This window comes from Sphingomonas sp. Ant H11 (assembly GCF_000797515.1).
GTDB lineage: Bacteria > Pseudomonadota > Alphaproteobacteria > Sphingomonadales > Sphingomonadaceae > Sphingomonas.
This window is the reverse complement of sequence record NZ_JSBN01000040.1, coordinates 1-25,578: the sequence shown is the minus strand read 5'-3', so window position 1 is coordinate 25,578 and position 25,578 is coordinate 1. Positions and strand designations below refer to the sequence as shown.

Here is a 25,578-nt window from a genome sequence, read left to right as displayed (position 1 = left end):
TATCTGCCCGATGTGGGGAGCTTCGCTATGAAGCTCTGCCGGGCGCCGGATGCCGATCCAGGTCGCCTCCTGCGGTACCTTCGTCCAGCGATCCCACCTGCAGTTCCTTCACGACGATCTCGCGGATGGCTGTCTTCAGCAGCTTCCCGGTCGCGGTATGCGGCAGCTCCTCGACGACCAGCACATCGTCCGGAATACTCCATTTGGGGATCTTACCCGTGTACAGTTCGACCATGTCCTGACGTGAGAAATTCATCTCCGGCTTGAGCTGCACGATGAGCACCGGGCGCTCGCCCCAGCGCTCGTCCGGCTTGCCGACGACAGCGGCCTCTTTGATGGCCGGATGGGCCTGGGCAATATTCTCCAGCTCGATCGAGCTAATCCATTCGCCGCCGGATTTAACCACATCCTTGGTGCGGTCGACGATCTGGATAAAACCATCGGCATCCATGGTCACGACGTCGCCGGTGTCGAACCAGCCCTCGGCCGCGTGCGCCGGGCTGATGGGGCTGTTGTAGTAGCCGGCAGCGACCCAGGGGCCGCGCACGAGCATCGAACCGAAGCTCTTGCCGTCCCTCGCGATCGGCTCGCCATCGGCGCCCTTGATGCAGAACTCCATGCCGAAAAGCGGCCGTCCCTGCTTGGCCTGCAGCGCCAGTTTCTGTTCGGCCGGTAGTCCTTCGTGCTTCGTCTTCAACGTCGCGGCGAGGCCGATCGGACTGGTCTCGGTCATCCCCCAGGCGTGCCGGACCATGACACCCTTGTTCTGGAAGCGGCTGATCATGATCGGAGGCGAAGCGGAACCCCCGATCGCGACGCGCTTCAGACTTGTGAACGATTGGGCGTGCGAGTCCATCCAGTCCAGCAGTGCGAGCCAAACGGTCGGCACACCGGCGGTAAATGTCACGCCTTCCTGCTCGAACAACTCATGCAGGCTGGCGCCGTCCAGCCTCGGCCCCGGCAGAACAAGCTTGGCGCCGACCATCGGTGCCGCGAAAGGGACACCCCAGGCATTGACGTGGAACATCGGCACGATCGGAGAGGCCGAATCCAGGGCCGAGAGTCCCAGCACATCGGGCAGCGCGCAGGTCATGGCGTGCAATACGCTGGACCGATGGCTGTAGAGCACGCCCTTGGGCTCGCCCGTAGTCCCGGAGGTGTAGCACAGGCCCGACGCAGTATTCTCATCGAGATCCGGCCACTCGTATTCGTCCGATTCTCCCGCGATCAGTGTCTCGTAGCAGACGAGACCGGGAAGTATCTCGGATTTCGGCATATGGGCTTCGTCGGTCATGATGACGACGGCCTTCAGGTCCTTCAGCCTGTCCGCCAGCACTTCGAGGATCGGCAGGAACGACAGGTCCGAGAAGAGGATCCTGTCTCCGGCATGCGCGATGATATAGGAGATCTGCTCTGGGAAGAGGCGCGGGTTGATCGTGTGGCAAACGAGGCCGGATCCGGACACGCCATAATAGAGCTCCATGTGCCGATAGCCGTTCCAGGCCAGTGTTCCGACCCGGTCGCCGTTTTCGAGGCCGAGGCGTCCGAGGGCATTGGCGAGCTTCTGCGCGCGCCTTGAAAGCTCGGCATAGGTATAGCGGTGGATCGGCCCTTCCACCGTGCGCGATACGACCTCCGTGTCGCCGTGATAGGCCGCCGCGTGTCGCAGAATCGACGACACGAGCAGCGGCGAGTGCATCATCTGTCCAAGCATCACATTTCCTCCCAAGGAATTTCTGATCAAAGCAGTTCGGCTTCGATATCCATCAAAGACGCTGCCCCGCTGATGATTGCCGCCTCCAGCCAGAGCGTCTGCGGCAGCACCCGCTCTGCAAAGAACGTCGCGGTCGCCAGCTTGCGGCGATGAAGCGGAGTCTGTCCGGTGGCCGCCTTGGCCGCCATCCGGACCCACACCCAGCCGAAGGCACGAGTGCGAAAAGGCGCAGATAATCGGCGGCGGCAGCTCCGGCCTCCGCGGGCGCGGCTCGCGCCGCGAGAAGGTGGCGCGTCGTGGTTTCCAGGCGGCCGAGCGCCCGGGCAGTGGCCTTCGTGATGACACCCGCTGCGGGTAAATCCGCAGCTGTACGCAGATCCTGCTCGATGAGCGCGAAAAAGCGCGAGGCCAGCGCGCCATCCTCCACCGGCAACTTGCGGCTGACGAGGTCGAGCGCCTGAACGCCGTTGGTGCCCTCGTAGATCTGCGTAATGCGCGCGTCTCGGACGAACTGCTCCATGCCCCATTCGCGGATGTAGCCGTGGCCGCCGAGCACCTGCTGCGAGGCCACGGCCGTCTCGAAGCCGAAATCGGTGAACGCTGCCTTCACAACCGGCGTGAGCAGTGCCACGAACCCGTCGGCTTCCCTGCGCGCGGCCTCGTCAGGATGCCGGGCGGCGATGTCCATTTGCATGGCGGTCCAGATCGCCAGCGCCCGGGAGGCATCGGCCAGGCTGCGGCCGGTCAGCAGCATCCTGCGTACGTCGGGGTGTTCGATAATCGCAACGGGACCGCGGGTGCCGTCTGAAGAACGGCCCTGAAGGCGCTCGCGTGCGTAGCCCGTGGCCTTCTGGTTCGCCGCTTCTGCGATGCCGAGTCCCTGGATGCCGACAAAAAGACGCTCGGCGTTCATCATCGTGAACATGGCGTTGAGGCCGCGGCCCGCCTCGCCGACGAGCCAACCGATCGCGCCGTCGTAGTTCATGACGCAGGTCGGCTGCGCGTGAATGCCCATCTTGTGTTCGAGCGACCCGACGGACATGTCGTTGCGCGCTCCGAGCGAACCGTCCTTCCCGATGAGGAACTTCGGAGCCAGGAACAGGCTGATGCCCTTGACCCCCTTCGGCGCGCCCGGCAAGCGCGCGAGGATCAGGTGGATGATATTGCCGCCGAAGTCATGGTCGCCGGAGGAGATGAATATCTTCGTGCCCTTGATCCGATAGGAGCCGTCGCCAACGGGCTCTGCCTTCGTTGTCAAAAGGCCGAGGTCGGTACCGGCCGCGGCTTCGGTGAGCGCCATTGCGCCAGTCCATTCGCCGGAGATCATCTTCGGCAGATAGGTCGCCTTGAGGTCCGAGTTCGCGTGGCGGGAGATCGCCTCCACCGCGCCTCGGGTGAGCCCGGGGAACAGGCCGAAGGACAGGTTCACGGAGGAGATCATCTCATCGACCAGTATCTGTACGACGCGCGGCAGACCCTGGCCGCTATATTCCGGATCGCCCGAAAGACCGGCCCAGCCGGCCTCTACGAATGCCCGATAGGCTTCGGGAAAGCCCTTCGGCGTGGAGACGGCCCCGTTTTCAAGCCGGCAGCCCTCCTCGTCGCCGGACCGGTTCAGCGGTTCGAGCACGCCGACGCAGAACTTGCCAGCCTCATCGAGAATCGAGACAGCGAGGTCCGCGTTGACGTCTTCGTGGCCCGGCAGCCTCCGCATCAGGCCGTCGAAGTCGAAGACCTCTCCGAGCAGGAAGGTTATGTCGCTGACAGGCGGTGCATAGGATGTCATTGTTCTGTCTTTCTCTCGTCAGTTGCGCAGCGGCTTGCCGGTCGCAAGCATGTGCTTCACGCGGGCCACTGTCCCCGGCGTCCCGCACAGGGCGATGAACGCGCGCTTTTCCATCGCGGTAATCTCGTCTTCGCCGACCGGCTTCAGCGGATCGGCGCTGACACCGCCCGTCAGGGTGTCGATCAGGGCAATGCCCACGACCCGATCATGCGCTGTGGCGCGACCGGCGATCCCCTCGCTATCCAGCAGGTTGCGGATGGCGGGCGCTCCCGATAGACCGGCCAACGCGATCTTCGGCCTTTCCGGAGCCGAGTAGCCGGGCACGAGATCCAACGCCTTCCGCTTCGCATCGGCGAGCAGTCGGTCCCGGTTCATGGTGATACCGTCGGTTACCCTCAGCAAACCGAGATTGCGCGCCTCGAAGGCGCTCCCGGAGACCCTGGCCGATGTGATCAGATTGAAGGCGGCGATCGCGGGCGCCACAGGGCCGTGCGGTGCGGCTGTCAGTGCGTACTGCCTGATCAACATCTCCTTGCAGCCGCCCCAGCCGGGGACGACGCCGATCTTCGTCTCGACGAGACCGATCGACGCCTCGGCATGCGCCTGGATTGCACTGCAATGGAGCAGGATCTCGCAGCCGCCGCCGAACGCCATCGCCGCGAGTGCGCCGACGACCGGGAACGGGGCATATTTGATCGCCCTGAAGGTAGCGTGACCCCGATCGATGAAGGCATTGCCAGATGGGCCGCGATGCCGGAACCCATAACGCCCGCGCCGATCACGGCGGCTTCGGCAATCACCCTCATCAGGCCGCTTCCAGGACCATAGCGATGCCTTGTCCTCCCCCGATGCACTGGGTGGCCAGCCCATAACGTCCGCCATCGCGCTTCAGCACGCTCGACGCCTTGCCCACCAGACGCGCGCCCGTGGCGCCGAGCGGATGACCGAGCGCGATGGCACCGCCATCCCGGTTGAGACTGGCCGGATCGATCCCGAGATCGCGACAGCAGGCGAGGACCTGCGCGGCGAAGGCCTCGTTCATCTCCACAACGTCGAGGTCAGCCACGGAGATGCCGGCTCGCTTCAAGGCCTTTCGGCTCGCCTCGACAGGTCCGATGCCCATGATCTCTGGAGCACAACCCGTAATCGCGTAACCCGCCACACGCGCTAGCGGATCGAGCCCGTGCCGCCTGACGAAGTCAGCGGAGCAGACGAGCGTCGCGGAGGCGCCATCGGTGAGCGGCGACGAGTTGCCAGCGGTAACGGAGCCGTCGACCTTGAACGCCGTCTTCAATCCGGCAAGCTTCTCCGCATCCGTTTCCCGCGGACAACCATCGGAAGCGATATCGCCGACCGGGGATATCTCGCAGCCAGCCTGCCGTCCGCCCGCGCCGCCAGCGCTTTTTTGGCTTTCGAGCGAATAGGCATCCTGCACCTCGCGGGAAAGGCAGTAGCGTTCCGCCAGGGTCTCCGCGGTAAGACCCATGTTGAGGAAGACGAGCCGCTGAGCATCCGTCCAACCGGGGTTGGGTTGAGGATTGAAACCCATCATCGGTACGCGGCTCATGGATTCGACACCGCCGGCGATGAAGGCGTCGCCAGCTCCCATGGCGATCGCGCCGGCGGCCATCTGGATGGCCTGCATGGAAGAGCCGCACCAGCGGTTGACCGTGGAGCCGCCGACCGATTGCGGCAGGCCGGCGGTCAGCGCGGCGCAGCGAGCGATGTTGAGCCCCTGCTCACCTTCCGGAAAAGCACAGCCGAGATTGACGTCCTCGATCTCGTCGGCCGGGAATCCCGCTCGGGCTACGAGCGCCGCGATGACGCTGGCAGCGAGATCGTCGGGTCGGACCGGGGCGAGCGCACCCCTGTAGGCCGGAGCGAACGGCGTGCGCAGATAATCGACGATATAGGCTTCGGCCATTCCGGTCTTCCTTGATGTGTTAGTTATCGACCGTCAGATCTGGGGCATTCTCGCGCCGTTGATGGCATAGGCATGGAGGACAGTTGAGCGAAGTAAGCTGCGAGATCATCAACGGGCGGTCCATCATCAGACTCGACACTCGGATTTCCCCTTGAAATTCAGACCGCCCGTTAAGAAGCGCCCGATCGAATCTAGAACCGGTAAGTTACTCCGACGCTGGTCAGGACCGGGTCGATGTCCAAACGGGTCCGGACAGGCGCTCCACCCAGTGAACCGGTGGCGTGCGTGGAGAAGGGAACGTATCGAACGTCGGCGTTCAGCATCCATTCTGCGCCAAGCTCATACCGAACACCCACCTGAGCCGCAGCGCCCAACTGTCGTCAATGCTGAAATTAGCCAAAGCCCTGTCACGCGCATTCAGAAAGATGATCCGTCCGACCCCCACTCCCAGATAGGGATGAACCTTGCCAAGATTGTTGAAATGGTACTGGGCCGACAAGATGATGGGTCCATAGTTGACTTTGGCCACTGTTCCGAGCGGCTCAAGCGAACCGGCGCCGTCAATTTGCGCGGTCGGTGGTACGCCGAGAAACAAATTTCCGGCAATATTGGGCGTGACGAAATATCCGATATCAGCGGTCACCGTCGTTGCGTCTCCGATCCTCACATTCGAGCCGGGGACATGCCCTCCCGCCAAGGTGATGTCGGGCGCATTCTCACTCACCAGACCCGGGTTGCATTCACACTTACTGCCCACCGCTTGAAATCTCCCGAGTCCTGGGCCCACGCAGGTTGAGGGAGGCACTCAAGACGGCGAGAGCGGCGGTGTATTGCGCAAGCCTTGTATAGGTATGTGCTGCATTTTTTCTCATGAAATTATCCTCCCTATGGGCCGCCACTATTCTGGATCGGCATTTTTTGATGGATCTATACGGTTCCAACTGTCGTCCTATTTCTGCGACGAGTTAGCGGGCTGCCTCCATGTCGGTGCTGAGTGCGAGTTTCGTTTCCCCAAGAATGAGCTCGGCAGCTCTTTCCGCAATCATCATCGTCGGGGCATTGGTGTTTCCGGCGACCAGCGTCGGCATCACCGAGGCGTCGACGACGCGAAGACCTTGCACGCCACGCACCCGGAGAGACGGATCGACGACCGACTGAGGGTCTCGTCCCATCCGGCATGTTCCCACAGGATGATAGATCGTCTCCGCTCGCCGACGGATATCCGCCACGATATCCGCCTTGCTCTGGACCGCTGGCCCAGGGACCAGTTCGGTTTTCGAGAAGGCCGCCATTGACGGCGCCGACAGAATTTGCCGGCCGATCTTCACCGCCGCGACCATGGTCTCGATGTCTTCGGGGGCAGAGAGATAGCTTGGATCGATCAGCGGATCGTCGAGCGGGTTGGGGCTTGTGAGCCCGATGCGGCCCCGACTCTTGGGGAGAAGATCGCAGACATGCAATGTATAGCCATACCCGAACGCAATTTCGCGCCCATGGTCCTTCAAAAGCGTGGGGAGAAAATGAAACTGTAGATTCGGCCGACTCCGCGAAGGTGTGCTTTTGACGAAGCCGCCCGCCTCGGCGACGTTGCTCGTTAAGAAGCCCTTTCGGAGGAAGGCGTAAGAAAACGCTCCGGACAGCGCACGCGGGATGAATGACGGTGCGATGCCGATCGGTGTATGGTCGTTCGCCTCATGCATGATTGTGATATCGAGGTGATCCTGAAGATTCTTTCCGACTGCCGGAAGGTCGACGACCACCGGAATACCGAATGCGTTCAGCTCGGCTGCGTCGCCGATACCGGAAAGCAGCAGTAGTTGCGGGGAATTGACGGCGCCGCCCGAAAGAATGACCTCACCCTCCCTGGTTCGCACATCGACGAGTTTGCCCCCCACGGCATAGGTCACGCCGACCGCTTTGCGGTCCTCCAGAATGATCCGGGTAGCCCGCGCGCCCGTGACTATCCGTAGATTGGGCCGGCCCTTGGCTTTGGAAAGAAAGGCGCGCGCGGAACTCCAGCGCCGGCCTTTGTGCTGGGTGACCTGGTACAGGCCGACGCCGTCCTGCGTCTCCCCGTTGAAATCGACGGCACGCGGAAACTGGGCCTGTTGTCCAGCCTCGACGAAGGCATCGCTCAAGGGGTTGCGGGTTCGCAGGTCACTGACGTGAAGCTCACCGTCGCCGCCATGAAACGCGTCGGTTCCAAATCTTTCGTTGGACTCCATTGCTCTGAATAGCGGCAGTACATTGTCATAAGACCAGATCGGATCGGCTGCCTCGCCCCACGAATCATAGTCATCCCGGTGCCCGCGAATATAGACCATCGCATTGATCGAACTCGATCCGCCAAGGGTTTTGCCGCGCGGCCAAAACAGCCGTCGACCGCCAAGATTGGCCTGTGGCTGTGTTTCGAATGCCCAATTGAGAGTCTTGCTCTTTGCCAGCAGCGCTATCCCGATGGGCATGTGAATCAGCGGGCTGCGGTCGGACGGGCCCGCCTCAAGCAGACAGACCCGCGTCCTGGGATTGGCTGACAACCGCTCCGCCAACAAGCATCCGGCAGATCCCGCTCCAACAATAATATAGTCAAACATCCTGATCTCCAGACGGCAGCTACCGACGCCGCTCTCTTGTTTCTCGATTCAACCCAAAAAGCGGACGGTTAGATTGATCAGCTTCTTTACGGCCGGGGTGTACGGCGGGAATAGAAGGCGCAGGACAGAGAATTTGTCTCTCAGAACCGCACGTTCATGGGAGAAGGCTTTGAAGCCGTAGAATCCGTGTGCCGTGCCGATACCGCTGTTGTTCACACCGCCAAACGGCAGGTTGGGATGCAAGAATTGGACGACATTGTTGTTCACGCAGACGCCACCTGAGCTGGTACTCAGTATGATATCCTCGCGAACGGCGGCGTCGTTGCTGAAGACATAGATGGCAAGCGGCTTTGGACCCGCGTTGATCGCATCGACAACGACGCTGATGTCATCATACTCGATGATCGGAAGAACCGGACCGAATATTTCTTCCTGGGAAATCGCCATCTGCGGCGTCGTCCCGCCGAGTATGGTCGGCGAGAAATAGTTCTGGCCTGGATCTCGGTCTCCGCCTTCCAGGACGGTCGCGCCGCGCGATGTGGCGTCATCGGCCAAGGCAGTCAGGCGCTCGAAATGCCGCCGGTTCACGATTCGGCAATAGTCCGGCCCGGTTTTCTGCTGGCCGTCCGTTTGCCCGTAGACCCGCCTGATCTCGAGCCGCAGCGCATCAATCAGCGCCGGGGCCTGGTCTCGAGCGACATAGACATGATCCGGAGCGATGCAGGTCTGGCCGTTATTGGCGAACTTGCCCCAGACGATCTTGCGAGCGGCTTGCTCGATATTCGCGGTCGAATCGACGATGGTCGGGGACTTGCCCCCGAGTTCAAGCGTCACGGATGTTAAATGTTTCGCCGCGGCCGCCATCACGATCTTGCCGACCTGGGGACTGCCCGTGAAGAAGATATGGTCGAAGGGCAGATCCAGCAAGGCCTGCGAAACCTGGACGTCGCCCTCGCAGACGGCGACCAGATCCCGGGGGAAGGTTTGCTCGACGATGTCCCTGATCAGGGCGGACGTCGCCGGCGTCAGTTCGGAAGGCTTGATGATGGCGGTGTTTCCGGCCGCAAGCGCGGACACCAGCGGCCCGAAACTGAGATTCACCGGATAGTTCCACGGGGAAATTATCAGACAGACGCCCTTGGCCTGATAGCGGACCTCGGCCGCGATTCCGAACATCCCCAAAGAGCCGTGAACCCGGTGCGGTCTCAGCCAGGATCGGAGGTGGCGCCGGGCATGCGATATTTCCTGATAGACCGGGAACAGTTCGGTCAGACGCACCTCGGATTCTGGCTTCCTGAAATCCGTGTAGAGAGCTCGGATAATCTCGTCTTCCCGGGTCTTCATCGTTGCCTTTAGTCGCGACAACATAGCCAGTCGCGCTTTTAGCGTGAATTTCGTCCTGTTCTCTACGGCCGATCGGCGGTGCGATGAGAACAGGGAATCGATCTCGCCGTCGCCGTCGGGATGAATCGGTGCCGCGGTGGTCGCGGTGACTGCATGAACGTTCACTCGGCCCTCCTCAAGGAATTCGCAAGGTTGCAAAGCGGGAAGACAAGTGTCCGCCCGAATGAGTCACCGATAAAGGTCATAATCTTCCTTGGTCGCGCCGCAGTCCGGGCAGTACCAATCGGCGGGTACATCTGCCCAACGGGTGCCAGGTGCCACGCCCGTATCGGGATCACCGAGGGCCTCATCGTAGATATGGCCGCAGGTCACGCAGTGCCATTTCGCGAACGGCACGGTTTCGACGGCACCTGACGGTTCCGCCTCCTGGTCGCCCTTGGTCATCGTTCGGCTCCGGAACCAGATTGAGGCCCCGCCTCGTCTCCGACCTCGCCCGAGTCCAGAGGGATGAAATCGGCTTTGTCGCGCACTGCGCAATCGGGACAGGCCCAATCCTCGGGGATTTGCGCCCAAGACGTATTGGGCGGGAATCCCTCGTGGGCCTCACCCCTAAGTTCATCGTAGATGTAGCTGCAATCGGGACACTGATACCGCGCCATGGCGCCTTGTTCCTTTTGTCGACTTGAGTTTTTAAAAACCTTCGGGACAGGCCGCTGACGAGGATGCGATCGCGCGGCACGCCCTTTTCAGGACGCCATCGCGGCCCGCGACTGCCGGCCGAGGAGACTCGGAACGAGCTCCTCGGCTAGTCGCCAAGGCAGGCGACTATTCGGCGGCCGCCCGCGTCGGCCGGTGTGAAGCAGCACCAAACTTGCGTTCGATCTTCTTCCTGCGCGCGCCGTCGATCTGAATCTTGCCAAGATCGCCGTCAGCCCATCCCACGACGCGGCGGTCCATGACAGATCGGAACACAGGCGGAATCAGCGCCATGAAGAACATGCCGGGGTAGCCGCTCGGCAACTCCGGCAGGCCCTCAAAGTCCCGGAGCGACTGATAGCTGCGGGTCGGGTGGGCGTGGTGATCGGAGTGCCTTTGGAGATGGAACAGGATCAGATTGGAGGCGATGTGATTGCTGTTCCAGGAATGCCGGGGCTGGGCGCGTTCATAACGTCCGTCCGCCATTTTTTCGCGCAACAACCCATAGTGCTCGATGTAGTTAGCGCTGGTCAGCTGCCACCATCCAAAGGCGATCTGGATAGGCAAGAACACCAGCAGCTTGGGGTCGGGTCCGAACGCCAGCAACAGGGACGTGTAAAGGACGATTGTAATCAGCAGCGGCGGGATGATTTCGTTGTCCAGGCTCCAGATTCCCTTGTTCAAGCGCTCCAGCCGCACCTTTTCCAGATTCCAGGCGCGCTTGAAGGCGCCCGGAATTTCGCGCAGCGAAAATTTATAGATGCTTTCTCCCATCCTGGACGTAGCGGGATCCTCGGGGGTCGCAACGTCGCGATGGTGGCCTTTATTGTGCTCGATGAAGAAATGGCCGTAACCCACCACGGCCAGAACGATCTTGGCCATCCAGCGGTCAAAGGCTTCCTTCTTGTGTCCCAATTCATGGCCGGTGTTCAGAGCCAGGCCGTTGACGATGCCCAAAGACAGCGCAAGCGCGACAACTTCCCACCAGGCCATCGGCTTGGTCACCACCCACCATGCCGAGACGATGAGTGAGGCATAATGCACTGGGACGGTAAGATAGGTTAGAACTCGATAATACCGATCCGCCTCGAGACGGGCCACGGCCGCCTCCGGGGGGTTATTCGGATCATTTCCAAACAAGACGTCCAGCGCCGGGATGACGGCATACCAGACGACCAGCGTAAAGGCGTAAAACACACTCCACCCGGTCACGCTGACAAGGTAGAGGCCAATCAGCGGCGCCGCTGGCCAGACGACCGACAACATCCATAGATAGCGCTTCCTGTCGACATAGCGATCAGGCGCGGTATAGGGAGACGGATCTCGTGCGATGGTGCTCATCAGGTACTCTCCTCATCTCAATGAAGACACACTTCACTGGACTTATTAAATCGGCTCTCATTGCCCGTTCCCACCAAATTGGATTCATCAAGGTCACGGAACAACCCCACTAAAGTGTGGTTTTAGCCGGGCGCCTCTAAAATCCTGCAGCCTTTAACCGCGTGAGGCGATTCACTGCCACCGGCGAGAGCGGGAGGCAGCGATGGTACAGCGCGGTTTCTTCGATGTGGATGGGGCGGCTTGAGGCATTGTCGGCGACCGGCGAACTGCTGGATTGGCTGAGCGCGGTAGTGGACTTCGAACTGTTCCGGCCGGTGCTGGATGCAGCCCTTGTGCGGTCGGACCGCAGCAAGAGCGGCGGCCCGCCTTATGACGCCCAACCCGTTAAAACCTCTGTGCAGAGCCTAGCGGACCGCGTGTTCTCGGAGCGACGTGCCGCTTGGGCGCCGCAGTGACGCACCGGCTGAAACGGTGAACTGAGAGTCCTCTCTGATTGGGGGTCCTCGGGTCAAGCTGCTTCCTCATATTCGTGACCGTCCGCATGGATCACTCGCTTCTCTCCGCGGTCAGCGCTGGGCTGCCGCATGATGGGGTCAGGAGAGCGAGATGCCTCAAGCTGTTTTCGCGACCTTCGGCAATGCCGAGGATCCGGACTCTCAACGAGATCATCCCGCCCATCGTCCCCATGGGAACGACCGCTACCCGCCTCTTCAGGCGAGATCTGGTTCGTGTCTCCTCATGCTACCGCAAGCGCTGGCGCTTTGCCCAAGCGGAACTCTGCGTGATCGCCACATGCGATGTAGGATGACGGCCAGCTTGCACGCCACGGCGACACGCGCCTTCGCCATGCCGCGGCGTTGGGCGACGCGCATCCCCCCAGGCTTCGAGCGTCGACCATTTCTGGCAGCGCCTCAGCAGCGTGTGTGCTGCCTCGTAGAGCGCGGCGCGCGCAAGCACGTTACCGCACCGCATCGGCTAATGCGTCCCTGGATGTCGGTATCACCGGACTGGTACCGCCGGGGCGTGAGACCGAGATGGGCGCCGACGTCGCGGGATCGTCGAAAGCGCTCCGGCCGATCGACCGTCGCCCGGAAGGCCAGCGCGGTTAGCGGCCCGACGCCTGGCACCGTCATCAACCGGCGGCAGATCGGTTCGACTTTGACCGCGTCCAGCACGCGCTTCGTCAGCTGCTCGATCTGGCGCGCCATCGTGTCGAGCACAGCCAGCAGCGGCTCGACGATGTCGGAGATGGCGGCATCCGCCGATACGAGCTCGCGGACCCGACCAGCGAACAGCTTGCGGGATGGTGTGCCGAGCTCGAGCCGACCTCACGAAGCACAGCGCGGATTGCATTCTCGAGGTCGCGCTGCTTGTTCAGCATCGTCCGACCTGCGCCGAGCAGCGCACGTGCCGATCGGCTTGGCGTCCTCTCACAAGGACCGCACGATACCAGCCGGTGCGAATGATCTGCGCCAGGCCGCGGGCGTCGTTGCGGTCGGTCTTGTTCGGCATCGCGCCCATTGCCGCCTTTGCCGCCCGCGTTTCGATGCACAGCGCCGGCAGCCCAGCGCGCGTCAGACCCTGATGCTGCCACGACGAGAGCGAGCACGCTTCCAGTCCGATGCATTCGAACTCCAGACCGGTGGTGGCCAGCGTTTCGATTAGCAGATCGGGCTCGCTGGCCCCACGCAGCTCGCGAACCACCTTGCCGGTCTCATCGACAATGCAGATCGCGGTATCTTCCAACGATACCTCCAGTCCGGCATAAGGGCGCATGGTTGCTCCTCCTCATGGTTGTGGCCGCTCGGTGCGGACCACGTTTTACCATCTGCGAGAGGCAGCCACCCCACCGACTCAGGGCTGGGGCCCAATCACCCATCTGTCAGTGCTGCCCTTGCGGGGTGCGCACGACCAAGCCATCAAGATCGCCGGACACGGTGATCCGGCACGCCAACCGCGACGCGGCGGTAACGCCCTCGGCCATCTCCAGCATCGAGCGCTCGGTCTCTCCGATTTCTAACAGTTTTTCCGCCAGCGGACCCTCGATGTAGCAGTGGCAGGTCGCGCAGGCGCAGGCACCACCGCAGTCGCCGTCGATGCCGGGCACCAGGTTATCGACCGCCGACCGCATCAACGACTGGCCGTTTTCGGCATCAATGCTCCGCTCGGTTCCGTCGAACTCGATAAAGGTGATCTTGGTCACATTGTATCCTTTAGTGGTGATCCGCACCATGCGGAAATTCGAAAAAAATTGGTGATGCGGCACTCGGCCGCGTATGAAATCAGACCGCCAGCGCCTTTGCTTCGATGCTGTCGTCACCCAACTGCTGCGGCGACGGCGCCTTGCCGTCCCAGATCCAGCGCTTGGCCAGGGTGAACTCAACCGGCCGGTTGACGGCGTCGACCGCCAGCAGCCGTCCGTCCTTCATGTAGAACGCCGCAAACGAGCGCGTCGCCATGTTGCCCCGGATCACGACCTGGTCGTAACCCTGACTCAGACCGGCCGTCTGCAGCTTGAGCTCGTACTGATCGGACCAGAACCACGGCACCTGGTCGTACGCCAGCGGATTACCGCAGATGTCAGCCGCCGCCGTTTTGGCCTGCTCCAGAGCGTTGTGCACGGATTCAAGACGCAAGCGCCGGCCGTACAGGCGGCTTGGATGGTTGCTGCAGTCGCCGACCGCATAGACCCCCCGGTACCGACGTCCGGCAGAACGCGTCGACGACGATACCGTTGTCGCAGTCGATCCCGGCCGCCTGCGCCAGCTCGACGTTCGGCAGCAGGCCGACACCGGCGACGACCAGATCGGCCTCGATCCGGCCACCCGCCATCGACACCACCACCGCCTTGCCGTCCCGGTCGTCGATCGCGCTGACCGCGGCACCGGTGCGGAGATCCACACCAGCACCGCGATGAACGTTTTCGAAGAAGCCAGCGACCTCCGGGCTGGCGACGCGCGCCAGCACCATCGGCGCCATTTCCAGGACGACCGGCCGCAGCCCGTGCTTGATCGCGACTGCCGCCACCTCCAGACCGATGTAACCGGCACCGACGATTACGATGCACGCGCCCGGAACGAAGCGGGGACGCATCGCGTCGACATCAGCGATCGTGCGCAGATAGTGCACGGCCGGGTGATCCGCGCCCGGACACGGCAACGGCCGCGGCCGGCCGCCGGTAGCCAGGATCATATGATCGTACGTCAGTTGCCCTCCGTCCGACAGCGTCAGGCTACGGCGCCCCGCGTCGAGGCCGGTCACCTCGATGCCCAGACGCACATCGACTCCCGCGCCCTCGTAGAAGGCGGACGGCCGCATCAGCAGGCGCTCGCGCGGCAACTCGCCGGCGAGGTAGGCCTTGGACAGCGGCGGCCGCTGGTACGGCAGGCTCTGTTCGGCCGTGACGAGGGTGATGTCCCCGTCAAAGCCACCCTGCCGCAGGCTGGCCACCGCCTGCCCACCGGCGTGCCCGCCGCCGACGATCACGACGTTCGCGCTCATTGCGTCGATCGCTCAGGCATTGATCCGGACCGGCAGCGCCTCGAAGCCCTTGACGAAGGTCGAGAAAACCCGGCGCGGCTCGCCCACGACCTCGATCTGCCCGGGCTTCGGCCATCGCTTGAGCGTTTCCTCCCACAGCACGCGCAACTGCATCTCCGCGAGGCGATTGCCGACACAGCGATGGATGCCGAAGCCGAACGACAGGTGATGACGCGGATTGGCACGGTCGATGATGAACCGGTCGGCGTTCTCGATCTCGTCGCCGTCACGGTTGCCCGAGACGTACCACATCACGACCTTATCGCCCTTCTTGATCTGCTTGCCGCCGAGTTCGAAGTCTTCCAGCGCCGTGCGGCGCATGTGCGCCAGCGGCGTCTGCCAGCGGATGATTTCCGATACCATCGACGGAATCAGTGTCGGGTCCGCGCACAACTTGCGGTATTCCTCCGGATTCTCATTGAGCGCGAGCAGGCCACCGCTCATCGAGTTGCGGGTGGTGTCGTTGCCGCCGACGATCAGCAGCACCATGTTGCCCATGAACTCTTCCGGGCTCATGTTGCGGGTGTTTTCCGAGTGCGCCAGCATCGACAGCAGATCGGGCTGCGGATCAGAGTTCGCACGCTCGTTGAACAGCTTGGTCATATAGGCCCCGCACTCTTGGATCTCCTTGATGCGCTGCTCTTCGGTCTCGACCCCGCAGGTGCCGAGTTCGCAAGTCGTGACGTCTGACCAGTGCGTCAGCTTGGTGCGATCCTCGAACGGGAATCCGAACAGCGTCGCCAGCATCTGCGCGGTCAGGTTGATCGAGACGCGCTCGACCCAGTTGAAGGTCTCACCGACCGGCAGCGCATCGAGTGCATTCTGGGTGCGCTGACGGATCAGGCCTTCGAGCTTGGCGAGGTTTTCCGGCGCGACGATCGGGGTCACCGTCTTGCGCTGCACGTCATGCTTGGGCGGATCCATCGCGATGAACATCGGCAGCGACGCCGCCGCATTGTTGTCCATGATCGTGATGCCGCCGGAGCGGGACGCGGACGAGAACACCTTGTGGTTGGTTTCCACGCTCATGATGTCCTTGAACCTGGTGACCGACCAGTACGGCCCGTACTGGCTGTCATTGCAGTAGTGAACCGGATCTTCCTTGCGCAAGCGCTCGAAGTAGGGCCACATCATGTTGTCGCGGAACAGCGCCGGATCGGCGACGTTGATCCTGTCCAGCGGAATCGAATATGCATCGGCGCGATCGGCGGTCGCAGCAGCCTGAGTCATCTCCTGGTCTCCTTCTGAGTCATCTCTAGTCTCCTAGTCTTCTTTTTGGGCGCAGCGGCGGGCTTCGATACCAGCAAGGTGCTGGCGCCGGTTCGGTGGACGGATTTCATGCGATGGTGCTCATCCGGCGTTCTCCTCATCCCATTGGAAGACACATTCACTGTGTTCTAAAATCAGTTCTAATTGACAGTCCTCAGCGAATGGGGTTCGGCAAGGCACGGAACAACCCCACTAAAGTGTGGTTTTCAACCCCTCCCCTTCAGGCCCCCTTATGCTTGGAGCAGGCTCGCAGGCGCGGCGGGTGCTTTGACATCGCGCGCGAGGCGCTCGGTTTGGGCGAGAGGGCTTCTGTGAGCCGATCGGACGCGCATGTGGTGATCTTTGGCGCGGGCCACGCCGGGGGAAACGGTCACCGCCCTGCTTCGTCAATATTGGTTTGAGGGAGCCGTAACGCTGGTCGGCGAGGAACTCATCGCGCCTTATCATCGCCCGCCGCTGTCCAAAGCGTGGCTCCGGAACGTCCCGGCGCCGCATCGCTCCCCTTGAAGCCGGTGGAATTCTGCGCCGGACACGGCATTGGCCTCCGACCTGGTGTTCGCGCGGAAAAGCTGACGCGTCAAACCAAGGCAGTTCATCTCTCGACGGGCGAAGTCCCGAGCTGGGCAACCCGCCTTCGCCCTGAAGGAGATCGCGGAGATCGCAGCCTAACTAACAGCCGGAGATTGAAAGTTGATGACACGGACACTGCCTTGAACGCATACGAACGGCGAGTGAGGGCCTGCGGTCGGCCAACCCAATCGGCCCAAAGCCCACACTAAAGAGTGGTTCTGGATTGCACACGGGCGGCCTGCTGCTATAGTTCCGCCCCGATGACGCATGTAAAAACAGACACAGCATCTGCGAAAGTGAGAGGCATTCGAGCGGATGAGCCTGCGTCGACTCATCCGCTCGGATTTGAGATGCGGCCTCGGGAGACCGACTCTAGCCCGCGACAAAGGGCACAGCCTCCCACAGGCTCTATCAATGAGCGAGTGGCGTCGTTGGCCTCCGGATGCCTTTCGCGCCCTCGCCTCTTCGCTGCCGAAAAGCCGACGCGCTGCTATCTCCTTCGCGCGCCTCAAGGTTACGGAAAGACTGTCGCGATGGCACAGCATTGGGCCGATCGTCGGCAAGCCTGTGCTGCGGCGGCATGGGTTTCCATCAAAGAATGCCGGGGCGATCTGCAACTCCTCGCGGACCGTATCTGCGCGCAGCTCGCCGCTACCCAAGAGGCCGGCGGCCACGACACGCCGCCCCCGCCGCGGCCGAGAGAATGTCCTCGCAGCCTCTATGACCTCGCCACTTGGCTATGGGAGACCAAGGATCGACTAGGATCGAAGGTTCTCATCTGTTTCGATGATCTCGAATTTGATCTGCATTCGATAGACGAGATCGAGGCCTTCATGCTGGCGACGCCAGCCGAAGTGGAATTCATCGCGGCAAGCTCGGCAGACATCGGCTTTGCGCGCATGAAAGCGCGGCGAGAAACCCACGAGCTAAGACATGACGCGCTTGCCTTCAATTTCGACGAAGCAAAAGCAGTCGGGCTCACCGAGGAAAGGCGAGCAGCCTCAGAAGTTGAAACTTATTCGCTTTGGAAGCGCACCCAAGGCTGGCCAGAGATATTCTGCCTTTTGATGCAAGCAGCATCGGAGAACCACTCAACCAATCGCCTTATAGTCAACAGCATCACAGGCGTAGATATTGACTTGGATAAATATTTCCGGAGCACAATACTACACTCACTTCCGAATGATATTCGAGAATTTTGTCTCTGCGCCTCCATTCTTGGATCGGTATCAGCAGAATATTTCAACCATGCGTTCCAACGAAACGATGCGGCTTATTTTATAGACAAACTTTCCACCGAGCAGATGCTTCTCCAGCCTCTGGACCGATCGCAGACAGCTTATGAGTTCCACCCTTTGCTTCGTGAATTTCTAGAGCACAGATTCTCGGTGGAGAACCCCGCTTGAAGCCGAACCTGCTCGCCCGCGCCGCCCAATGGCAAAGACAAAACAACAACATTCGCGACAGCATCAATCTCTCCTTACGCGCGGGTGAGAACGAATCGGCCGCTGATGTTGCGTCTGAAAATATGATGGATATTGCTCTGCGGGAAGGCGAGATAGATCAAATCCAGTTTTGGCAAGGCAGTTTTTCCGCTGCTGTCATTTCGGGTTCTCCAACAATCGCCCTTGGCCTGGCCTGGGCCCAGATTTTTAGTCACGACCACCGGCGGGCGAGTGGGCTGTTGGCCGATTTGCGGGCCACGGAACTTAGCGGTCTTGATCAACAAGTACGCCGACAAATAGAGTGCTGGTGCGACCTCATCGAAGCCATCGGAGAAGCAACCGGCGACAATCTGTCGGAAAGTCGGCGGCAGTGCGAAGCCTGGATGAAAGTCTATAACGAGGCGGACCTCGTCAGCAAAGGTGCTGTGCTCACCTGTCTTTGCTTCCTTGCGGCCAGCGAGCACCGGTTTGGTGATTTAAGGACACTGTCCTTGGAGACGTCATCGGTAAACAACATCGCGGATCACCACTACGCACTGGGATGGCTTTACGGCGCCATGATTCTCGCCGAGCTTTCAAGAGGAGATATGCGCGCAGGTGCTGCCTTACTCAAAAAAAGCGCGCGGTGACGAAAATGCTCAAATCAACACGACCCCTTTCTCAGTAAACCTTCTGAACACGCTGGAACTAGAAATTCAGTACGAGGCGAACCAACTTGACGGCATAGAAGCACACGTCGACGAGATTCTTGATTTTGTACGGCGGCATGGCATTGTCGATTTTACATTCTCGGCCTATCGCACCGCTGCAGCAATTGCCCGCTGCAAGGGCAATCCAAAAACGTGCTGCCGAGCTTCTTAACGAGATGCGCGTGATAGCGGGAGAATCTGGTTTCGTCCGGCTTGAGGTCCTGGCGCGACTGACGCTCGCGGATATGTTCGTTGCAGAGAGCGCGGAGCAGGCGCTCTCCACCTTGCCGAACCACAATCACCCAATTTTTCTCTCGACACATGGACCGTATCTCCGCGCACGGCAATCGCTTACCGAAGCGCGCATTGCGGCGCGACAGGGGAAGTTTCACCTTTCCAACCGCTTTGCAAACGTCGCTCTAGACCATGCACGCCGATTTGAACTTGGCCGGCTGGAGGTTGCGGCGTTACTTTGCACCGCCGTTGCTTGTGCCGGGACAGGAAGATCGGCCGTGTCTGAACAGCGCGTAGCCGACGCGATCGCCATTGCTTCGCGACTTGGATGTTATCGCACATTCCTCGATGAACGGTGGCATCTGGAAGCGCTTGGACCCATCTCGACGCCACTGTTGAATCTCATTCCGAGCGAGGAGGAATTGGGGCGTCGAGAACCCGCGCCCGGCGACTATCGCGTCCGCTCGCCGAGAAGCACAACTTCGGTTGTGCTCACGAGAAAGGAACTGGCGATGCTTCAAAGGATAAGAGAAGGCCTCTCTAATCGTGATATCGCGTCCAAGCATCGCATAAGTGAAGACACCGTCAAATGGCACATTCGCAATCTATTTGCCAAACTGGCAGTCAAGAACAGAGTCCAAGCGCTGCTGGAATCGGAGAGGCTCGGAATTCTACAGTAAAACTACCCGCGACCATGAGCGCTACACGATTTCAGAGGTCGTTCCTTCGCCAAATCACCCTCCGGTTCCGCTTCGCTCCACCTGCAGCCAACACTGGCGAGGGAGACAACGATGCGCTAACACTTAAGCGGGACCGCCCGGTGGAGGCGATCAAAATGCGGGCTGTCGGGTCGGGCGCAGAAATGAGATCACCTATGAATGAACCAAGCCGAGCGATCTTCAGAACAACCGATGGCCTCGACCTCGCCGCAGATATGCATGGTCGGCCAACGCGCGGCTCAGTACTCGTGGCGCACGGCGGCGGCCAGACACGGCATGCCTGGGCCAAGACGGCGGCGGCGCTTGCGGATCGGGGCTGGGAAGTGGTCACGCTCGATCTTCGCGGCCATGGCGAGAGTGGCTGGTCACCGACGGGCGATACGGGATTCGGCGGTTCTCGGAAGATCTCGCGGAGGTCGCGCGCGCGATGGGTGGCCGTCCGGCGTTGATCGGCGCGTCGCTCGGCGGTCTCGCCGGACTGTACGCGGAGGCCGAGATCGCGCCCGGGGGTTTCAGCTCGATCACCCTGGTCGACATCGTTCCGAACATGGACCCAGACGGCGCCGCCAAGGTCATGGAGTTCATGAACGCCCATGTCGCCCAGGGATTCGGCAACCTTGAAGAGGCTGCAGACGTCATTGCGGCCTATCTACCTCACCGACCGCGGCCAGCGGATCATTCTGGACTGGCCAAGAACCTGCAGCAGGGCGATGACGGGCGGTTCCGCTGGCATTGGGATCCCGGCGTTGTCTCTGGCATGCAAAGCTGTCGATCCTTGCGGGATGCCGACGCGTTCCAAGCCCGATTGACCGGCTTGACGCTTCCGGTGCATCTCATCAGGGGTCGGCTGAGCGAGTTGGTTTCTCGGGAGGCGGCGGAAACCTTCGTCGCGCAGCTTCCGAACGGAAAGTTCACCGATGTCGCCGGCGCGTCGCACATGGTGGCTGGTGATCGCAACGACGCCTTTCTCAGCGCCGCGGTCGGATTTCTTGAGCGGCTGGACCGGCAGACGCGAGCCTATGACGGCTGAAGCCTTACCGAACGTCTTCGCCCTGACTCCTCTCGACCCGAAATTCAGAGCCGATCCCCATGATGCGCTCAACGACCTGCGAACATGTTGCATCGTGAATTGCGATGAGGTTCGTCCTCCTCGTGTGAGGATCGGCTCGGCCCACCCGAGCAACCCTCGGATCACCAGTGTAGGGCGAACCACCTCTAACAACGTAACCGACCGGTTGAGGCCGCCTGCCTTGCGGTGATGTGAGCGCGTAAGGGACGTCCATAAGGACGTCGTTATGGACGTCCTGAGCCAAAGCGAGGGACGGCGGTGGAGATATTGGGCCGGGAACGGCGTCGTCGGTGGAGCAACGCGGAGAAGCTCGATATCGTCGCCGCTGTGGGAGTGAACGGAGAGACGTTGGCGCGCGTCGCGCGGCGCTACGATGTGTCGCGAAGCCAGATCTATCAATGGCGCCATCTGCGCGGCGACAACTACGGTGGCCGGTTTAGCGACAACTATGATGGCCGGTATGCTCGCCCGTCAGGCCTGATCGCAGGGAGGGGCGAAGCCCCGACCGGAGAGCGGGCCTGACGGGCGAAGGCGATCTTCAAAGCCCCTTGTCGGGGCTCTGATCGGGCGACGCCGGGTGGTGGTATTGGAACGCTTATCGAACACAGCAACGATAGGTTCCGATGCCTGGCCTCCACATTCTCGATCAGCAGGCACATCTCTTTATGGTTCAGCGTCGTCATCACACCCAGGCCGTCGCGGCCGCCAAGGCCGGTATCAGCGAGCGCAGCGCGCGTCGGATCGAGAAGGATCGGGCCGGAGAAGCTGGAGTTGCTGTTGGCGCAGACGCTGGACGTTGCGATACGCACGAACGCGGTGACACCGCAGGCTTTTGAATGCGTGACGCTCGATACGACGGTACAGACCAAGGCTGTTGCCTATCCGACCGACAGCCACCTGCTGATGCGCGGCATCGAACTGCTCAATCGGCTCGCCAAGAAGCACGGCATCCCACTGCGCCAGTCATTCCTTCGGGTGGGACGCCGCGCCAAGCGTGACGTATCCCGGCTCATCCATGGTCGCGGCCACAAACAAGCGATGCGCTGGGTGCGCAAGATGCGGACCTGGCTGGGTGGGTCGCCTCGATCGCGACATCGGCCGCAAGATCGCCGGCCATAATACGCTGGAAGCTGCCTTTGCGGTGCCACGTGAGCGGATCGCCAGGATTCTGACACAGAAGGCAGGCGACACCGACAAGCTCTACGCCCTGCACGCGCCGGAGGTCGAATGCATCGCCAAGGGAAAAGCCAGGACACGCTATGAGTTCGGCGTGAAGACCTCGATCGCCGTCACCAACGCGCGGTCCGCCGGCGGCCGGTTCATTGTCGGCATGCAGGCACTGCCCGGCAGCCCCTATGATGGTCACACGCTCACCGGCCAGATCACGCAAATCGAGCGCCTCACCGGGGTGGCTGTTGAGCGCGCCTATGTCGATCGAGGCTATCGGGGCCACAAACATTAAGGCAAAGCTCAGGTTTACATCGCCCACAGCCGTGGCATCGTAATTGCTCACGGGGGTGGCGATGAGCATTATCAGGCGATGGCGAAGTTTCCATCGACGAGATCGCGGATGGCGTTCCAGTGCGGCTGTCCGTGGAGGCGAGCGGTACCGGTGACGGAGCGGTATCCGGCATGGATCTGAGCCCCCAGTCTGATCGGAAGCCGTTGGTCACCTTTCGGAAGACGACGGAGGGCCTGATCTCCCGTTCAGAGATGTTGTTGGTGGGCGGCACGTCGCGGTCGGCGAGGAAGACGAAGAACTTGGTGCGCCACGCCTTGATCTGGCGTTGCAGTTTGCGGCTGGCGGGATGTGCGGCGGGCACAGCGACGAGCGCGTCGAGTTTGCGGTCAGCCTTTCCGGCATAGGCGGTGAGCGTGCTGTCCTTCAATTCGGATCGTCGCTTGCCGACGCGGATCGCCCATCGCAGATGGTCGCGGATCTTGGGAGCGATCACAGTATCGCCGCAGTCGATGGCATATTGGACATCGCGCAGCACATGAGCGAGGCAGACCTGGTGTCGCTGCCCGAGTTCCTGCTGGCCGGCATAGCGATCCGAGACCCAGACTTCGGGCCGATAGTCGCCCAACACCTCCTCGGCGACGCTTCGCGCCCGGCGCGGCGCGATCTCGTGGAGCACCGCCTGGTCGGACAGGAACACCCATTGCCAGTGGGTGACGCCGTCGATCCGGGTCGTGGTTTCGTCCGAAGCGATCATCCGCGCGGCCAGCAGCTTGTCCTTGATCGCCGCGCGGGCCGTCGTCAGCGCGGCCCCGGCCCGGCGAAAACCATTGGCGATGGCGCCCTCGGAAATGCTCAGGCCGAACAACTCGGCCATCATCCGCGACAGCCGCTCGAAGCTCACATGATGGCTGTGATGAAGATAGAGCAGCAGCGAACGGATGCCCGGCCCGAACGGCGTGCCCGGCGCCATCCCCTCGGGCGCCTCGGCCCGGTAGCGACGCCCGCAGTCGCTGCAGCGACCACCGAGCAGTTCGACCCGCGTCACCACCGGCCGGATCGCCGGCAAATCGATATGATCATAACGGTGCCGGCAGCGCTGCACCGCGCCCGAAACGTCCGTCCCGCAATGCGGACAGGCCCCAACCATCCGCCGCTCCGTCTTGTCGGGCTTCTCGCTCAGCGGGCGGGACACACCGGGCCGTGACGGGCGAGGCCGCTTCGGTCGGATCGGGCTGCGCTTCCGGTTCGGCCGCTCGGGACCATCCTGAGACGGCGGCGTGTGCGAGTTCGAGGATGTCTTCTTCGGCTTGCCTTTGAGTGCCGCCTCAAGCTCCGAAATCCGAACCGCCATGCGCTCGATCACCGCCGCCTGCTCCAGCAGCAGCGCATCCTTCTCAGCTTCCGTCAGGCGATAACCAAAGGGCGGCTCCATGAGCATCTTGACTCATATTCCGAGTCTCGCCGCAACCCCCTTTTTGCCACCCCCGTGAGCAATTACGTGGCATCGCGTCACCGACAATCAAGCGGGAGCAGCGTCGGCGCAATGCCGTCGAGCCGATCATTGGCCATACTAAGAGCGATGGACTGCTCGAGCGCAATCACCTGGCCGGCGCGACCGGCGACGCCATCAACGCTATCCTGGTCGCCGCCGGACATAACATGCGCCTGCTCATCGCATGGCTGACTACCTTTTGGCATGCGCTGATCACGGCGCTGTTCTCAGCCATCCTGCCAACAAGAATCGTCGCCTGAAGCGCCACGCTATCAAACCGGGGAATTTTAAAACCACACTTTCTCCAGCGACAGCGCGAACTCCACAAAACCGCATTCTTCACGGACGACAAGATAGCCGCGAGTCTTGAGCTCCAGGTCGAAGGCAGCAAACAGCGGGTCCATGGCCCCGGCATGGGTCAGCCGCTCGCGGAACATGCGGATTGTGTTGGCATCCGGCGTCGCTGCGGCGAGATCGAAACCAAGAAAACGCAGCCAGCTCAAACGGTCGCGGATCAGATATTCCATGCGCGCGTCGCTCACGTTGTTCTGCGCCGCGAGGATCAACACTTTGAACATCGGGACCGCGTCATACGGTGGCCTGCCACCACCCCGCGAGCCATCCCCGTAGGACAGTGCCGTTACCAAAGCGGGGCGAAATATCTCAAAGTCGATGAGCCCGTTCAATTCCTCCAGCGGATCGCCATTCGCTGATAGCCGATTCAAATGCTCCGATAAGCCAAAAAAGTCCCGATTGCCGCATGCCATGCTCCCGATCCTCGTCAGCAATGAATCATGCCCGCAGCCGTTTGGCGAGAAGTAAATGGAGGTGCCCAGGTTGCTGACTTCTTAGCTTATGTCGACTTCGCACTTGGGCGGAAGGCACCTCCACAGGGGCTAAATAGCGACCTGTTAAATCAGGCTCCGGAGCGGAACCTGCACGTCACCCGCGGCGGCAAGGTTGACGACCGCGCGCCTGCCAACTAGCCGTCGGCCAACCGCCATGTCCGCGCCCCGGTTGACGGTAAGAACACCTTCTACAATTTTATCCGAGAGAAAGAGGGCAGTAAAGCTGTCGCCCTCCAAGTCGCCGCGCAATATCAGCCTCAAGCTGTCGTCGATGCGTCCAGCGACCTGGATGTTGAAATCGTACTGGTCGGACCAGAACCAGCAGGGCTGAACATAGCCGCCAGCGCCACCCAATATTGCAGCGGCCGCGACGTCCGCCTGCCCAGCCGCGTTCTGAAAGGTCTCCAGCCTGACCCGCGTGCCGAAGAAGCCGGGCTGGTTGCTCACGTCGCCCGCTGCCCAGACATGGGGATCGCTCGTCCGGCCCTGCGCATCGACCACGATCCCGTTGGCCACACGGAGGCCTGCGGCCGCCGCGAGTTCGACGTTGGGATCGACGCCGATGCCCACCACCACGGCGTCCGATTCCAGCCGCACGCCGTTGGTCAGGATCACGGTGCGTACCGTACCGCCTTCCCGCTCCAGCGCAGAGACGCCCACTCCGTAATGCGCGGTCACGCCCCGCGCCCTGTGGAGTTCCGATAACCACCCTCCGAAACGGCCACCCAGCGTGCGCAGCATGGCCGCGCCGCCCGGTTCCACGGCGGTGACCCGACATCCGGCCTGGACGGCACTCGCCGCGACCTCCGCGCCGATCACGCCCATCCCCACCACGACGATCG

The 25,578-nt window shown here is 61.7% G+C and carries 21 protein-coding genes and 7 pseudogenes; 10 read left to right on the top strand and 18 right to left on the bottom strand.

Annotated elements, in window-relative coordinates; translation table 11 throughout:
• Nucleotides 1–25: 25 nt before the first annotated feature.
• The 10 genes and pseudogenes from NW75_RS08655 to NW75_RS08615 form a co-directional block, all read right to left on the bottom strand.
• Entirely contained in the window at nucleotides 26–1,714 is a 1,689-nt protein-coding gene (locus NW75_RS08655; protein ID WP_052192318.1) for a long-chain-fatty-acid--CoA ligase, read from the bottom strand.
• 26 nt (nucleotides 1,715–1,740) lie between these two features.
• Nucleotides 1,741–3,500 (bottom strand): annotated as a pseudogene (locus tag NW75_RS08650) (acyl-CoA dehydrogenase C-terminal domain-containing protein).
• Between the two features lie 18 nt (nucleotides 3,501–3,518).
• Nucleotides 3,519–4,370: an enoyl-CoA hydratase/isomerase family protein gene (locus NW75_RS08645; RefSeq protein WP_197057772.1), complete on the bottom strand. Its 852-nt coding sequence runs from the start codon at nucleotides 4,368–4,370 to the stop codon at nucleotides 3,519–3,521.
• Nucleotides 4,306–5,424, bottom strand: coding sequence for a thiolase family protein (locus tag NW75_RS08640; RefSeq protein WP_033964751.1), 1,119 nt, complete (start codon nucleotides 5,422–5,424; stop codon nucleotides 4,306–4,308). Before NW75_RS08640 ends, NW75_RS08645 begins: the two co-directional genes overlap by 65 nt.
• A gap of 191 nt (nucleotides 5,425–5,615) precedes the next feature.
• Nucleotides 5,616–6,091, bottom strand: a pseudogene (locus NW75_RS08635) (OmpW/AlkL family protein).
• 298 nt (nucleotides 6,092–6,389) lie between these two features.
• Complete coding sequence (locus tag NW75_RS08630) at nucleotides 6,390–8,018, bottom strand: GMC family oxidoreductase (protein WP_033964749.1); 1,629 nt, start codon at nucleotides 8,016–8,018, stop codon at nucleotides 6,390–6,392.
• A gap of 48 nt (nucleotides 8,019–8,066) precedes the next feature.
• A complete protein-coding gene (locus tag NW75_RS08625) occupies nucleotides 8,067–9,527 on the bottom strand; it encodes an aldehyde dehydrogenase family protein (protein ID WP_081988692.1) in 1,461 nt (486 codons plus the stop codon).
• Nucleotides 9,528–9,590: 63 nt separating this feature from the next.
• Nucleotides 9,591–9,806, bottom strand: coding sequence for a rubredoxin (locus NW75_RS08620; RefSeq protein ID WP_025549963.1), 216 nt, complete (start codon nucleotides 9,804–9,806; stop codon nucleotides 9,591–9,593).
• A complete protein-coding gene (locus tag NW75_RS23675; protein WP_081988691.1) occupies nucleotides 9,803–10,021 on the bottom strand; it encodes a rubredoxin in 219 nt (72 codons plus the stop codon). Before NW75_RS23675 ends, NW75_RS08620 begins: the two co-directional genes overlap by 4 nt.
• Before the next feature lie 166 nt (nucleotides 10,022–10,187).
• On the bottom strand, nucleotides 10,188–11,399 hold the full coding sequence (locus NW75_RS08615) for an alkane 1-monooxygenase (protein ID WP_033964747.1): 1,212 nt from the start codon (nucleotides 11,397–11,399) through the stop codon (nucleotides 10,188–10,190).
• Nucleotides 11,400–11,601: 202 nt separating this feature from the next.
• Here NW75_RS08615 and NW75_RS26185 point away from each other — a divergent pair.
• Nucleotides 11,602–11,773: pseudogene (locus tag NW75_RS26185) on the top strand (IS5/IS1182 family transposase); the annotation flags it as partial.
• Nucleotides 11,774–12,135: 362 nt separating this feature from the next.
• On the opposite strand, the pseudogene NW75_RS08605 reads toward NW75_RS26185, so the two are convergent.
• The 5 genes and pseudogenes from NW75_RS08605 to NW75_RS08590 all read right to left on the bottom strand — a co-directional run bounded on the left by NW75_RS08605 (nucleotide 12,136) and on the right by NW75_RS08590 (nucleotide 16,169).
• Nucleotides 12,136–13,175, bottom strand: a pseudogene (locus tag NW75_RS08605) (IS110 family transposase).
• Between the two features lie 106 nt (nucleotides 13,176–13,281).
• Nucleotides 13,282–13,602, bottom strand: a complete 321-nt coding sequence (locus tag NW75_RS08600) for a 2Fe-2S iron-sulfur cluster-binding protein (RefSeq protein ID WP_033964799.1) — start codon at nucleotides 13,600–13,602, stop codon at nucleotides 13,282–13,284.
• A gap of 79 nt (nucleotides 13,603–13,681) precedes the next feature.
• Entirely contained in the window at nucleotides 13,682–14,035 is a 354-nt protein-coding gene (locus NW75_RS25055) for an oxidoreductase C-terminal domain-containing protein (protein WP_197057768.1), read from the bottom strand.
• Nucleotides 14,025–14,900 (bottom strand): NAD(P)/FAD-dependent oxidoreductase, encoded by an 876-nt coding sequence (locus NW75_RS08595; RefSeq protein WP_197057767.1) that lies wholly within the window; start codon nucleotides 14,898–14,900, stop codon nucleotides 14,025–14,027. Before NW75_RS08595 ends, NW75_RS25055 begins: the two co-directional genes overlap by 11 nt.
• Before the next feature lie 12 nt (nucleotides 14,901–14,912).
• Nucleotides 14,913–16,169, bottom strand: a complete 1,257-nt coding sequence (locus NW75_RS08590) for a cytochrome P450 (RefSeq protein ID WP_033964744.1) — start codon at nucleotides 16,167–16,169, stop codon at nucleotides 14,913–14,915.
• 1,142 nt (nucleotides 16,170–17,311) lie between these two features.
• Here NW75_RS08590 and NW75_RS08585 point away from each other — a divergent pair.
• The 8 genes and pseudogenes from NW75_RS08585 to NW75_RS22830 all read left to right on the top strand — a co-directional run bounded on the left by NW75_RS08585 (nucleotide 17,312) and on the right by NW75_RS22830 (nucleotide 22,396).
• Nucleotides 17,312–18,184 carry a hypothetical protein gene (locus NW75_RS08585; RefSeq protein ID WP_033964743.1) on the top strand — a complete coding sequence of 291 codons (873 nt, stop codon included), beginning with the start codon at nucleotides 17,312–17,314 and terminating at the stop codon, nucleotides 18,182–18,184.
• A complete protein-coding gene (locus tag NW75_RS08580; RefSeq protein ID WP_033964742.1) occupies nucleotides 18,181–18,852 on the top strand; it encodes a hypothetical protein in 672 nt (223 codons plus the stop codon). Before NW75_RS08585 ends, NW75_RS08580 begins: the two co-directional genes overlap by 4 nt.
• Before the next feature lie 119 nt (nucleotides 18,853–18,971).
• Nucleotides 18,972–19,826 (top strand): helix-turn-helix transcriptional regulator, encoded by an 855-nt coding sequence (locus NW75_RS08575; RefSeq protein ID WP_197057766.1) that lies wholly within the window; start codon nucleotides 18,972–18,974, stop codon nucleotides 19,824–19,826.
• Nucleotides 19,736–20,167: pseudogene (locus NW75_RS27715) on the top strand (hypothetical protein); the annotation flags it as partial. The gene NW75_RS08575 and the pseudogene NW75_RS27715, both read left to right, overlap by 91 nt.
• Entirely contained in the window at nucleotides 20,146–20,895 is a 750-nt protein-coding gene (locus NW75_RS08570) for an alpha/beta fold hydrolase (protein WP_331386024.1), read from the top strand. The pseudogene NW75_RS27715 and the gene NW75_RS08570, both read left to right, overlap by 22 nt.
• 297 nt (nucleotides 20,896–21,192) lie before the next feature.
• Nucleotides 21,193–21,456 carry a transposase gene (locus NW75_RS23665; protein ID WP_081988690.1) on the top strand — a complete coding sequence of 88 codons (264 nt, stop codon included), beginning with the start codon at nucleotides 21,193–21,195 and terminating at the stop codon, nucleotides 21,454–21,456.
• A gap of 255 nt (nucleotides 21,457–21,711) precedes the next feature.
• Nucleotides 21,712–22,053 carry a hypothetical protein gene (locus NW75_RS25050; protein ID WP_197057765.1) on the top strand — a complete coding sequence of 114 codons (342 nt, stop codon included), beginning with the start codon at nucleotides 21,712–21,714 and terminating at the stop codon, nucleotides 22,051–22,053.
• The gene (locus tag NW75_RS22830) at nucleotides 22,007–22,396 is read left to right on the top strand and encodes a hypothetical protein (protein WP_052192316.1); all 390 of its coding nucleotides are present in this window, start codon (nucleotides 22,007–22,009) and stop codon (nucleotides 22,394–22,396) included. The genes NW75_RS25050 and NW75_RS22830 overlap by 47 nt, the downstream gene beginning before the upstream one ends.
• A gap of 71 nt (nucleotides 22,397–22,467) precedes the next feature.
• Here the strand turns inward: NW75_RS22830 and tnpC are convergent.
• Nucleotides 22,468–23,828, bottom strand: a pseudogene (gene tnpC / locus NW75_RS08555) (IS66 family transposase).
• A 65-nt stretch (nucleotides 23,829–23,893) separates the two neighbouring features.
• Here tnpC and NW75_RS26175 point away from each other — a divergent pair.
• Nucleotides 23,894–24,112 (top strand): annotated as a pseudogene (locus NW75_RS26175) (IS5/IS1182 family transposase); the annotation flags it as partial.
• Between the two features lie 63 nt (nucleotides 24,113–24,175).
• Here the strand turns inward: NW75_RS26175 and NW75_RS08550 are convergent.
• Nucleotides 24,176–24,655, bottom strand: coding sequence for an IS5 family transposase (locus NW75_RS08550; RefSeq protein WP_052192315.1), 480 nt, complete (start codon nucleotides 24,653–24,655; stop codon nucleotides 24,176–24,178).
• 144 nt (nucleotides 24,656–24,799) lie between these two features.
• The coding region (locus NW75_RS08545; RefSeq protein ID WP_033964739.1) for an FAD-dependent oxidoreductase at nucleotides 24,800–25,578 on the bottom strand (779 nt) is incomplete at its 5' end.